General features: G+C 62.4%; 9 protein-coding genes. 6 read left to right on the top strand and 3 right to left on the bottom strand.

Annotated elements, in window-relative coordinates:
* Positions 1-7 precede the first annotated feature (7 nt).
* Both ASG47_RS12230 and ASG47_RS12225 read left to right on the top strand, forming a co-directional pair.
* Entirely contained in the window at positions 8-778 is a 771-nt protein-coding gene (locus tag ASG47_RS12230; RefSeq protein WP_061909379.1) for an NAD-dependent epimerase/dehydratase family protein, read from the top strand.
* Positions 779-932: 154 nt separating this feature from the next.
* On the top strand, positions 933-2,072 hold the full coding sequence (locus ASG47_RS12225; RefSeq protein WP_061909378.1) for a GGDEF domain-containing protein: 1,140 nt from the start codon (positions 933-935) through the stop codon (positions 2,070-2,072).
* 298 nt (positions 2,073-2,370) lie between these two features.
* Here ASG47_RS12225 and ASG47_RS12220 read toward each other — a convergent pair whose 3' ends face one another.
* The 3 genes from ASG47_RS12220 to ASG47_RS12210 form a co-directional block, all read right to left on the bottom strand.
* Complete coding sequence (locus ASG47_RS12220) at positions 2,371-3,876, bottom strand: tripartite tricarboxylate transporter permease (protein WP_061909377.1); 1,506 nt, start codon at positions 3,874-3,876, stop codon at positions 2,371-2,373.
* Between the two features lie 9 nt (positions 3,877-3,885).
* Complete coding sequence (locus ASG47_RS12215; RefSeq protein WP_061909376.1) at positions 3,886-4,347, bottom strand: tripartite tricarboxylate transporter TctB family protein; 462 nt, start codon at positions 4,345-4,347, stop codon at positions 3,886-3,888.
* Positions 4,348-4,422: 75 nt separating this feature from the next.
* Complete coding sequence (locus tag ASG47_RS12210; RefSeq protein ID WP_061909374.1) at positions 4,423-5,391, bottom strand: tripartite tricarboxylate transporter substrate-binding protein; 969 nt, start codon at positions 5,389-5,391, stop codon at positions 4,423-4,425.
* Positions 5,392-5,575: 184 nt separating this feature from the next.
* On the opposite strand from ASG47_RS12210, the gene ASG47_RS12205 reads away from it, so the two are divergent.
* The 4 genes from ASG47_RS12205 (at position 5,576) to ASG47_RS12190 (ending at position 12,287) form a co-directional block, all read left to right on the top strand.
* Positions 5,576-7,435: an ATP-binding protein gene (locus tag ASG47_RS12205; RefSeq protein ID WP_061909372.1), complete on the top strand. Its 1,860-nt coding sequence runs from the start codon at positions 5,576-5,578 to the stop codon at positions 7,433-7,435.
* Positions 7,428-8,780 (top strand): sigma-54-dependent transcriptional regulator, encoded by a 1,353-nt coding sequence (locus tag ASG47_RS12200; RefSeq protein ID WP_274532527.1) that lies wholly within the window; start codon positions 7,428-7,430, stop codon positions 8,778-8,780. The genes ASG47_RS12205 and ASG47_RS12200 overlap by 8 nt, the downstream gene beginning before the upstream one ends.
* A gap of 101 nt (positions 8,781-8,881) precedes the next feature.
* Positions 8,882-9,904 (top strand): aldo/keto reductase, encoded by a 1,023-nt coding sequence (locus tag ASG47_RS12195; RefSeq protein ID WP_061909370.1) that lies wholly within the window; start codon positions 8,882-8,884, stop codon positions 9,902-9,904.
* 88 nt (positions 9,905-9,992) lie between these two features.
* Complete coding sequence (locus ASG47_RS12190; RefSeq protein ID WP_061909367.1) at positions 9,993-12,287, top strand: glycoside hydrolase family 15 protein; 2,295 nt, start codon at positions 9,993-9,995, stop codon at positions 12,285-12,287.
* Positions 12,288-12,369: the final 82 nt, after the last annotated feature.

Below are 12,369 nucleotides of genomic sequence, written 5' to 3'. Positions count from 1 at the left end.
GTTTGCAATGGGCACGATCCTGCTCACCGGTGCAACGGGGCTGCTCGGCACCCATCTCCATGCCTGGTTCGCCAAAGCCGGCCGCGATGTCGTCGCCACCGACATGCGTGCAGCAAGCGATGGCCGCGACATCGTCCTCGCCGATCTCGGCGATGCGGCCGCCGTCGAAAAGCTGATGGCCGGCATCGACACCGTCGTCCATTTCGGTGCCGTCTCGGACGAACAGGCCTGGGCCGATATCCAGCGCGGCAATATCGAGGGCGCGCGTAACATCTTTGAATCCGCCCGCCGCCAAGGCGTGCGCCGCGTTATCTTCGCCTCGTCCTATCACGTCATGGGTTTCCACTCGACCGGCGACACCCCCATCAGGCTCGATGCCCCGACGCGCCCCGATACACTCTATGCGCTGTCCAAGGTTTTTGGCGAAAACTACGGCCGCTATTGCTACGATCGCTACGGCCTCGAATGTCTCGTCATTCGCATCTGCACCGCCTTTCCGCCTGGCTCACCGCGCGACGCGCGCAATCATCTCGATCGCGACGATCTTTGCCGCCTCGTCGATTGCGGCATCGATACGCCCGATCTTGGCTTCCGCGTGGTCTATGGGATCTCAGACAATCCCAATCCGTTCTTCGTCAATGAGCCCGATCCTGGCCTTGCCTGGCGCCCGCAATTCTCGTCCCGCGCCTTCACCAATATCGATGCCGACGGCCCCATCGATACGAGCGACGCCGTCAATCGCTTCGTCGGCGGCGGCTTCACCCTGCCGCATCAGTGACAGCGCGCGGGCGCAAAGTGATATTTCTGCCAAGAACATAGCTGACATTTCATCTCGGTGATTGACCGCAGCCACCAAGGCTTGCAGAAGAAGCGCAGGGTTTGCTTGCGCTTCGGCCATCAAACTTGGGTGGGGCAAGTTAGAGAAAGCAGTTATGTTTGTTGACCAGACATCCCTGCTGCTTGCGCTCGGTTTTGCCGCCCTTGCGCTCTCGGCGACGCTTTTCGTCACCTGGCTCGCCTCGCGCACCGAAAAATTCATCCTGATCTGGGCCGTTGGCGCCGGTGTCCTGGTCACGGCCTTTGCCGGCTTTTCGATCTACGCGGTCACCAGCGTCTACATCCTCCTCTGGATGTCCAATATGACGCTGAGCGGCGGCTTCGTGATCTTCTTTGCCGCCGCCTGTCTCTTCACCGAACGGCGCTTGCCAAGCCAGCGCGTTGCGGCCGTGGGCATCTCTATCGTTTCGGCAATCACCCTGCCGTTCCTTTTCGGCCTCGATGCGCTTGGCGCCATGATCGGCAATATCGTCAATTGCATCCTCCTCGCGGCGACCGCCTGGAAATTCTGGGAAGGCCGTGCCGAGGCGCCGATCTGGGTCACGGGCATTTCGGGTCTTTACTCCATCACCTCGCTGTCCTTCATTCCTTGCGCGGTAATGATCTATTTAAAGGGCCCCTTGGTGTTGACGGCGCCGCCGAGCGGCTGGGCCGAGGACGTCAATTCCATCGTTGGCCTCATCGGCCTCACCGGCATCGGCGCCATGTCCCTTGCTGCCAATCAGGCACGCGTCGCGCGGCACCATCAAGCCGAAGCCAATACCGATGCGCTGACTGGCCTTCTCAATCGCCGCGCTATTTTCGATCTCTTCGGCAAGGCCAAGCTTCAGGCCAACACCGCAGCGCTGATCTTTGACCTCGATCATTTCAAGTCGATCAATGACAAGCATGGCCACGCCGCCGGCGACGAAGCGCTCCGCCGCTTTGCCCAGGTGATGCGCAAGCAGCAGACCCGCGACACTTATGCAGTGCGCATGGGCGGAGAAGAATTTCTCCTGGTCATGCCAGAGGCCGGTGCCGCGCAAGCCATGGAAGCGGCTGAGGCCATCCGCTCGGGTTTTGCCCACGAAATCCTCCAGGGCGCCAGCGGTGGTTTCCGCGGCACGGTCAGCGTCGGCGTCGCCGTGGTCAGCGATACCGAGAGTTTTGACGACATCCTGCGCCGCGCCGACGACGCGCTCTACACCGCCAAAAACGCCGGCCGCAACCGCGTCTGGGCCGCGGCGGTGAATTAGGCGCTGCCCGCCTGATTACCCTATACGGTCCCGATCGATACTCCCTGCACGCAGATCACTGTGCAGGTTGTCACCTTGGACGTATTCCCCAACGCACCGTTCTTCCCTCGGGCCTGACCCGAGGGCCTCCTGCCCACCCATCAATGCCTGTGGCTCCCGCACTGGCCCTCGGGTCAAGCCCGAGGGAAAAGCGGCTCTTGGGTGAGCTTCCAGAATCCAATGGCTCCGGAGCGCATGGCCCCCCAAACAAAAATGGGCGCCACTCGCGTGACGCCCATCCAAATGTCGCAAAACCGACTCAGTCCTCTTCGACAAACACTTCCTTGCGCTTCTTGCGGATGGAGGGGAGCACCGCGATGATCACCGCGAGCAGCGCCAGGCCCAGCAGTGTTGCCGAGATCGGGCGTTCCAAAAACACCATCGGGTCCCCGCGCGAGATAATCATGGCGCGGCGCAGGTGTTCTTCGAGCAGTGGCCCGAGGACGAAGCCGAGGAGCAGTGGCGCCGGTTCGCATCCAAGCCGGATCAGCACATAGCCAAGGATGCCGAAGAAGCCGATGGCGAAGACGTCAAAGATGTTCTGGTTGATCGAATAGCAGCCGATGCAGGCAAAGAGCACGATGGCGGGGAACAGCGCGCGATAGGGAATGGAGAGCATCTTCACCCAAAGCCCGATTAGCGGCAGGTTCAGAAGCACCAGCAAGAGATTGCCGATCCACATCGAGGCGATGATGCCCCAGAAGAGCGCCGGCTGATCGTTGATCACGTTGGGCCCGGGCGTGATGCCCTGGAGAATGAAGGCACCAACCATCAGAGCCATGACCGGGTGAGCCGGAATGCCGAGGGTCATCAGCGGAATGAACGAGGTCTGCGCCGCAGCGTTGTTCGCGGATTCCGGGCCCGCCACGCCTTCGATAGCCCCATGGCCGAATTCCTCGGGGTGCTTCGAGAGACGCTTCTCCGCCGAATAGGAGGCGAAGGACGCAAGGATATGCCCGCCGCCCGGCAGGATACCGAGGATGGAGCCAAGTGCCGTGCCGCGGATCACCGGGGCGATAATGCGCTTGAACTCTTCCTTGCCCAGCCACAGTCCCTTGACGGATTTGACCATGACATCGCGACCCTTCTCGTTTTCGAGATTGCGGAGGATTTCGGCGACGCCAAAGATACCGACGGCGACGGAAACGAAGTTGAGGCCGGAATAAAGCTCGCGGATGCCCAGCGTGAAGCGCGGCGTGCCGGTATAAATGTCCTGGCCCACCATGCCGAGCAGGAGACCGAGCACAATCATCGCTAGGGCCTTGAGGATCGAGCCATGCGCGAGGGCAATGGAGACGAGCAGCCCGAGCACGATGAGCGCAAAATATTCCGGCGCTCCGAAATTGAGCGCCGCTCGCGCAAGGGGCGGGGCGAAGAAGGCGAGAAGCAGCGTGCCGATGGTGCCGGCAAAGAACGAGCCGAGCGCGGCCGTTGCCAGAGCATGTCCGGCGCGGCCTTTCTTGGCCATTTGATAGCCATCGATCGCCGTCACCGCCGATGAGCTTTCACCGGGCAGATTGATCAGGATCGCGGTGGTCGAGCCACCATATTGCGCGCCGTAATAGATACCGGCGAGCATGATCAGCGCGGCGGCGGGCGAGAGCGAGAAGGTGATCGGCAAGAGCATGGCGATTGTCGCCGTCGGCCCGATGCCGGGCAACACGCCAACCAGAGTACCGAGCAGCACGCCGATGAAGCAGTAGAAAATGTTGATGGGGTCGAGGGCGACGGAAAAACCGAGGCCGAGATAGCCGATGATATCCATTGATCGCTCCTATTGACCGAGCCAGGGCCCGAACCACGGCACGGTCATGCCGAGGCCGATGACGAAGATGGCGGTGCAGAGAACGGTGAGCCCGGCCGCCAAAAGCGCGGCAAAGAGCGGCGAATTGAGCCGGCTGGCCATGGCAGAACCAAACGAGCCGATGAAGACGACGGGCACGAAGCCGAGCCCCCTTATGGTCGCGCCAAAGAAGATGACGACGCCGATGATCAGCGCAATGCCGCGCCAGGATGGCGGCAAGGGCTTTTCCTTGTCCGGCTTCTGCCAGCCGCTGGCCGCAACGCCGATGCCGAGCGCGGCTAGCACCGCACCAAGGAAGAGCGGCATGAAGCCCGGGCCCATGCGAAAGGCCGTGCCCACTTCATAGTTGAGCGCTTCGAGCGCGAAATAGGCTCCGGCGAGCACGAAAATGCCGCCCGCGAGCAGTTCGCGGAGTGAAAACTTGGCCAGCATAGCCGCCTCCCCAAGACTTTTGATTTTATGCCAGGCGCGGCCCGCGCAAGTGCGGGCCGCTTTCAGGCTCGTCGTTTACTCGGCGTAGACGCCGGCGGCTTCGATAACGCCGCGCCAGAGTTCGATCTGGCTGGTCAGCGTTTCGGTCAGGGCAGCCGGGGTCGCTTCTTCCGCTGTTACCGGCTTCGTCCCGAGTTCGGCAAAGCGGGCAATGACGGTTTCATTGGCCAGGGCCTTCTGCAGCGCCGCGTCGAGGCGTTCGATTATCGCCGGGTCCGTGCCGGCCGGCGCATAAAGGCCATGCCACACGCCAATTTCGAGATCGAGCCCCGCTTCCTTGGTGGTCGGCAGATCGGGCAGGTTGTCGAGACGTTCGGGCGAGGTCACGGCATAGGCTTTGACTTCACCGGCCTGGATCTGGCTCGTTGTGTTGGTCGTCTGGTCGCAGATCATGTCGATCTGCCCACCGATAATGTCGGTCATGGCCGGGCCAGCACCCTGATAGGGCACGGTGGTCATGATCGTTTCGGTCTGTTCCATCAACAGCATGCCGCAAAGCTGACTGGCCGAACCGATACCGGCATGGGCATAGGTGACGTTCTCGCCGTTCGCCTTGATATAGGTCAGCAGTTCTTCGAGCGTATTGGGTTCGAAATCCTTGCGCGCCACGAGCGTCATCGGCACCGAGGTGATGAGGCCGATAGTCGCGAAATCGGTCAGCGGATCATAGGGCAGGCTGCGGTAGAGCGTCGGAGCGGTCGACATGCCGATATGGTGGAGCAGGAGCGTATAGCCGTCATTCGCTGCGGTGGCGACTTGGCCAGCGCCCAGCGTGCCACCTGCGCCACCGACGTTCTGCACCACGACCTGCTGGCCGAGGTCCTGGCTCATGGCTTCAGCAACGAGGCGCGCCACGGTGTCGGTCGGGCCGCCAGCCGAGAAGGGCACGACGACGGTGATTGGCTTGGTTGGATAGTCCTGCGCAAAGGCCGTGCCGGACAGGGCAAAGGCGATCAGTGTGGCAACGGCAAAAGTCTTCTTCATTGGTTTCCTCCCGGAGTGATCTGTCAGCCGGCTCCTCCGCCGGTCTCGCAATTCCTGTTGCAAACCGTATGCCAACTCAAAAATGCAAGCCAGACCTGCGTTTTGCGCAATTCGTACTGGCCAATGTGGCATAAACTTGCCAGAACTTACGGAGAAGGGTGGCAAATTCTTGCCAACGGAGGCCATGGCCAATCGTCTGGTCCATCGCGGAATTCGCTCGCGGCGTACGCTGCTCGCTTTCGCCTTGGCGGCGCTCGCTATCCTCGGCACAGGCTGGGTCGCGTTCGAGTGGACGCTCTCGGCTGGCCTCCGCAATGCCGGCGATCAGGCAGATCGGCGCCTCGCGCTCTTTGATCGTACCCTCGAAGCCATCATCGAGCGCTTCCATTATCTCCCCTCGAGCATTGCGCTGGCCGCCGAGGTCCGCGACGTTCTCGCCGAGCCGCAAAATACCGATAGGCGGGAAGCCGCCAATGCCTTCCTCTCCCGCCTCAACGACACGGCCGGGGCAGGGGAGCTTTTCGTCATGGCCGCCGATGGTCATGTCGTCGCCGCATCCAATTGGTGGGCCTATGACAGCTTTGTGGGCGAAAACCTCGCTTATCGCCCCTATTTCGAAGAAGCCATGTTCGATGGCGATGCCAAATTCTACGCCGTCGGCACGGTCACTGGGGTCGCCGGCTATTTCCTCGCCCGTCGCATCGATGGCGAAAACGGACCCCTTGGCGTAGCCGTCACCAAGATCAATCTCGGCGAAATTGAAGCCAATTGGTGGCGCTCGGGCGAATTGATCGGCATCGTCGATATCAACAATATCACCATCCTCTCCACACGCCCCGATTGGCGCTATCGCCCGATCTCGCCGCTCCCTGCCAGCACCTATGCGATGATCGCCCCGCAATTGCGCTATGGCGCGCAAGGCGCCAGCGATCAACCGGTCGCCGTCGATATCTGGCCCTCGCGCGGCGTCAATTTCGCCTACATCGCTGATGAAGATACCGATACGAGCGGCATCTTCATCGTCGACGAGATGCGCCTGCCGGTGCACCAGTGGCGCATCATTTCCTTTACGCCCGCCTGGCCGCTCTTCCGCGATGCCTGGATCGCCGCCCTTGCGGCCGCCCTGGCCGTGGCCGCGCTTTGCCTCATCGTCGCACTCCTCCTCCAGCGTCGCCGCATGCTCGCCCAGCGCCTCGCCGATCACGAAAAGCTCGAACTGCGCGTCGCCGAGCGTACCGAAGATCTCTATGTCACCAACGAGGCCCTCCGCGCCGAAATCGCCGACCGCATTCGCGCCGAAGCCGCAGAGCGCGCCGTGCAAGGCCATCTCGTGCAAGCCGCCAAGCTCGCGAGCCTCGGCCAGGCGCTTGCCGGCGTCGCCCATGAAGTCAGCCAGCCCGTCGCCGCGCTGACGACGCACCTTGCCAGCGCCAAACTCCTCGCCGCGCGCCGCCAGGATGAGGACATCACCCGCGTTCTCGGCCATATCGACCGCATCGTCGATCGCCTCGCCGCGCTCACCGGCCACCTCAAGACCTTCGCCCGCAAGCAAAGCGCCGCACCGATGGAAGCCGATGCCGCCACCGTCATCGCCAATGCGCTCGATCTCGTCGATCACAAGCTGCGCGCCCTCGGCATCGAGGTCGAATACCGCCGCCCACGTTACCCGATCCGCATTGCCGGCAATCCCGTCCATATCGAGCAGGTGCTCATCAACCTCTTCACCAATGCCGCCGACGCCATGGCGGGCCAGAGCATCCGCGTCCTCTCCATCGCCGCCGATAGCGGTGCCGACGGCCGTGCGCGCTTCACCGTCAGCGATACCGGCACCGGCATTGCGCCCGAGGCGCTGACCAGCATTTTCGACCCCTTCTATTCCACCAAGGGACCGGGAGAAGGCTTGGGCCTTGGCCTATCCATCTCCTATGGCCTCGTGCGCGACATGGGCGGCACGCTGGCCGTCGCAAGCCCGCCCGGCCATGGCGCCAGCTTCACGCTGGCCCTCCCAATCGTGGTCACAGCCGAAAGAGAACAGATTGTCTGACCAAAGCGTGCTCATCGTTGATGATGAGGAAATGATCCGCACCGCCCTCGAGCAATGGCTCCGCCTTTCGGGCTTTGAGACCCATGTCGCGACCGATGCCAGCTCCGCGCTCGCTCGGCTCGACGAAATCAAGCCCCATGTCATCCTCAGCGATGTGCGCATGCCCGGCCTTTCCGGGCTCGATCTCCTCAAAAAGGTCCGCGAGCGCATGGTGCCGGCCGAGGTGATCCTGATCACCGGCCATGGCGACGTGCCCATGGCTGTCGAGGCCATGCGCCAGGGCGCCTTCGATTTCATCCAAAAGCCCTATGTGCCCGACGAACTGGTGACGAGCCTCAAGCGCGCCGCCGAACAAGCTCTGCTCAAGCGCGAAATCGCTGATTTGAAGCGCCGGCTCGATGGCGGCGAATCCGAACTCGCCCTCCGCCTCGTCGGCAGTTCCGACGCCGTCGAGCGCCTCCGCCACACGGTGCGCGAACTGGCCCATATTCCGGCCGATGTGATCATCCTCGGCGAAACCGGCACCGGCAAAGAGGTCGTCGCCCGCTGCCTTCATGATTTTTCCCCGCGCGCCAAAGCCCCCTTCGTCGCCGTCAATTGCGCCGCCATCCCGTCCGAACTGATCGAAAGCGAGCTCTTCGGCCACGAAGCCGGCGCCTTTACCGGCGCGGGCAGTCAGCGGGTCGGCAAATTCGAATATGCCAATGGCGGTACGCTGCTTCTCGACGAGATCGAGTCCATGCCGCTCCTCGCCCAGGCCAAGGTCCTCCGCGTCATTCAGGAGCGGGTGGTCGAGCGCGTCGGCTCCAACCGCCAGATTCCGCTCGATGTGCGGATCATCGCTGCGTCCAAGGTCGATCTTGGCGTCGAAAGCGAAGCCGGCCGTTTCCGCGCCGATCTCTATTATCGGCTCAATCTCGCAACCATCACCCTGCCGCCGCTCCGCGCCCGCGGCGAGGATTGCGTCCTGCTGTTCCACCATTTCCTCGGCGAAGCCGCCAAGCGTTTCGGCCGCCCGGCGCAAAGCCTCCATCCCGCCGATCTCGACGCCATCCGCCGCTATGATTGGCCCGGCAATGTCCGCGAATTGAAAGCTGCCGCTGAGCGCTTCGCCATTGGTCTCGATGCCACCGGCCGCTCCCTCGCCGCCATTATCGGCCCCGCCGATCGCGATATGCCGGAGGCTACTGGTGGCCTCGCCGATCGTGTCGCCGCCTATGAAAAGCACCTGATCGAAACCGAACTCTCCCGCCACAACGACTCCATCGCGGCCGCCGCCGAGGCTCTGCAAGTCCCCCGCCGCACCCTCAGTGAAAAAATGAGCCGCCTGGGCGTCCGGCGCTAAGCGGCAGCCTTACCAATCCACCCCTCAATCTTTCCATCGAAGCTGACGCCGCCGCATTCCTCCCTTACAAAGGCGCCAGTGATTTCGAGGAGGATATTTTCATGACCTATCAGGCTTCCCCTGCGCGCTACGAAGACATGGTCTATCGTCGCGCCGGCCGCTCCGGCCTCAAACTACCGGCCATCAGCCTCGGGCTCTGGCAGAACTTTGGCGGCACCCGCGATTATCCTAGTGCCTTCGCCATTCTTGGCCGCGCTTTCGATGCCGGCATCACCCATTTCGATCTCGCCAACAATTACGGTCCCCCTGAGGGCTCGGCCGAAGAGCTGTTCGGCAAGGTCATGGCGCGCGATTTCAAGCCCTATCGCGACGAAATCATCGTCTCTTCCAAGGCCGGCTACCACATGTGGGAAGGCCCTTATGGCGAATGGGGCAGCCGCAAGAGCCTCATCGCCTCCTGCGAACAGAGCCTGAAGCGTTTGGGCCTCGACTATGTCGACGTCTTTTATTCCCATCGCTACGATCCCAATACGCCGCTCGATGAAACCATGGGCGCGCTGGCAACCCTCGTCCAACAGGGCAAGGCGCTCTATGTCGGCATTTCCAATTATCCGGAAGCCGAAACGCGCGAAGCCCATCGCCTCCTTGGCGAATTGGACGTCAAGCCGATCCTCCATCAGCCGAGCTATTCCGCTCTCAATCGCTGGATCGAAACCGATCGCACCATCGATGCCTGCGGTGAACTCGGCATTGGTATCATCGCCTTTTCCCCGCTCGCCCAGGGCGTGCTCTCGGGTAAGTATAATAGCGGCGACACCAAAGGCTCGCGAGGCACCTCCAACAATCCCTTCCTCGATGCCGCCAAGATCAAGCCCGAGACGCTTGCTGCCGTCGATGGCATGGCCGAAATCGCCCGTTCACGCGGCCAGACCCTGCCGCAACTGGCGCTGGCCTGGGTGCTGCGCCGCCCCGAGGTCACCTCGGCCCTGATCGGCGTGCGCACGCTCGAACAGCTCGACGATAATATCGGCGCGCTCAGCAATCTCGATTTCACCGCCGAAGAGCTCGCCGCCATCGACAAGGCCTGCGCCGGCGGCCTCACCGACAATAAGCCGCGCTGGTAATCGCGCGTCTGTGCAGGATGGCGCTGGAACCAAGCGCCATCCTGCGGCATCTTCCCTGCTGAATAATCTTCAGCGTCGAATAGTGAAAATGACCGAAAATGTTCCGCCCGGCGCGCCGGGTCTTGATCCCACATGGTCTTCCAGCGACAAGGACATGATCACGACGGGGCTGGGAGCGAGCCGCATCTGGGCGACCCTCGGTCATGGCATCGTCAACGAGGTCTATTGGCCCTCGACAGGCCGCCCCCAAATCCGCGATCTCGGTTTCATCATCGCGCACAAGGGCGGCTGGACTGAACTCAAGCGCGCCGACACCTATCTCTTTTCGCTCCCAAAGCCCTATATTCCGCTGCCGACCGTCGTTCATGAGGGCGAACATTACCGGCTCGAACTCGAAGTCCTGCCGCACCCGCTGCGCGATTGCCTCCTCATCCGCTATGCCCTTTCGGGCGAAGATGCGCGGCTCTATGTACTCCTTGCGCCCCATCTCGATGGTGCGCGCGAGAACGATGCCGTGGCCGGCAAAGATCTTTCGGCCAGCCACAATGCCACGGCCCTTTGTCTCCGCGCCGACGGCGGTTTTCTCCGCACCAGCGCCGGCTTTGTCGGCACCTCCGATGGCTGGCAGGATTTTTCTGCCAATGGCGGCATGACCTGGACCTTTTCCGAGGCCAAAGGCGGCAATGTCGCTCTCGTGGGCGAACTCGCCTCGGACAATGGCGTCCTCGCGCTCGGCTTTTCCGAAACGCCGGAAGGCGCGCGCACGCTCGCTCGATCAAGCCTGGCGGACTCCTACGACGAAAGCCGCGATATTTTCATGAAGAGCTGGGAGGATTGGGCCCAGCACCTCCGCATCCCCTATGCTGCGCCTGAACTCGAAGAAGCCGCGCGCCGTTCGGCCATGGTCATCAAATGCCATGAAGACCGCACCTATGCCGGCGCCATGGTCGCAAGCCTCTCCGTCCCCTGGGGCTCGAGCCACGACGACGCCGGCGGCTATCACCTGGTCTGGACGCGGGACACAGTCGAAGCCGCCTTCGCCCTCATTACTGTCGGCCTCTACGAGGACGCGGGCCGCACGCTCGATTATCTCATCGGCACTCAGGCCGACGATGGCAGTTGGGCGCAAAACTATTTTCCGGACGGCCGCGGCTATTGGAGCGGCAAGCAGATGGACGAGGTCGCACTCCCGGTCATGCTCGCCGCAAAACTGCGCGCTGTCGGCCACCTCACCAATTCGCCACCCGAAGAAGCCATGGTGCGCAGCGCCATCCGCTTCATCGTCCGCAATGGTCCGATGAGCGATCAGGACCGCTGGGAAGAAAACGCAGGTGCAAGCCCCTTTACCCTTGCTATGCTGATCGTCGCGCTCGTCGTCTCAGCCGATTATTTCACCGGCGAAGACCGCGACTATATCCTTTCTCTCGCGGATAGCTGGAACGAGCGCATCGAGGATTGGACCTATTCGGTCAATGGCCATCTCTGTGCCGGTCTCGACCTCCCCGGCTATTATATCCGCCTCGGGCCCCGCGCGGTCGATGGCGGCATCGACGGGATCATCAGCCGCCGCAATGTCCAAAATGGCGAAACCCCGGCCGGTGATCTCATCGGCCTCGAATTCTTGTACCTTGTCCGCACCGGTCTCCGTGCGGCTGAAGATCGGCGCATCGTCGATACGGTCAAGCTGATCGACGCCAAGCTGCGCGCCGAGTTGCCCACCGGCATCGCTTATTATCGCTACAATGGCGATGGCTATGGCGAACACGAAGACGGCACGCCCTTCGACGGCCTCGGCGTCGGCCGCCCCTGGCCACTGCTTGCCGGCGAACGCGGACACTATGCGGCGTTGAGGGGCGAAGACCCCATGCCCTATCTCAATTCCATGCTGCGCATGGTGGGGAAGGGCGGCCTCATCCCCGAACAGGTTTGGGACGGCGAACCCATGCCCGAACACGGCCTCGTCCCCGGCGAACCCTCCGGCAGCGCCATGCCCCTCGTCTGGGCCCATGGCGAACTATTGAAACTCTTGGCGACGCAGACTACCGGCCGTCCTGCTGAACTGTTCGATGTCATCGCCTCCCGTTACGCCGGCAAGCGGCCAACAGCCACGACTTGGCATTGGCGGGAATCGAGCCCCTTCGCAGCCATCGCCAAAGGCAAAGCCATCTCCATCGAAGCCTGCGATCCCTTTACCCTCCATTTCGGCTTAGACGGTTGGGACAATGCTGGGGACAAGCCTTCCGTCCCCAACGGCCTCGGCATGCACTGCGTGTTGTTCACCGCTGCGGACCTTGAAGGCCACAAGACCTTGGATTTCACCTTCCGCAGCGGCGATGGGGAATGGAAGGACAAGGATTTTTCGATTGCATTGGCGGTGGATTGAGGCGTCCCCTCGGAGCCATCCCAAACACCGTGTCATCCCGGCCCTGAGTCGGGATCCATCTTGAGATGTTGGGATGTGCCCC

It is taken from the genome of Devosia sp. Leaf420 (assembly GCF_001425445.1).
Lineage (GTDB): Bacteria > Pseudomonadota > Alphaproteobacteria > Rhizobiales > Devosiaceae > Devosia.
Note: the sequence above shows the minus strand (reverse complement) of the source record. Positions and strands in the feature narration are given on the sequence as shown.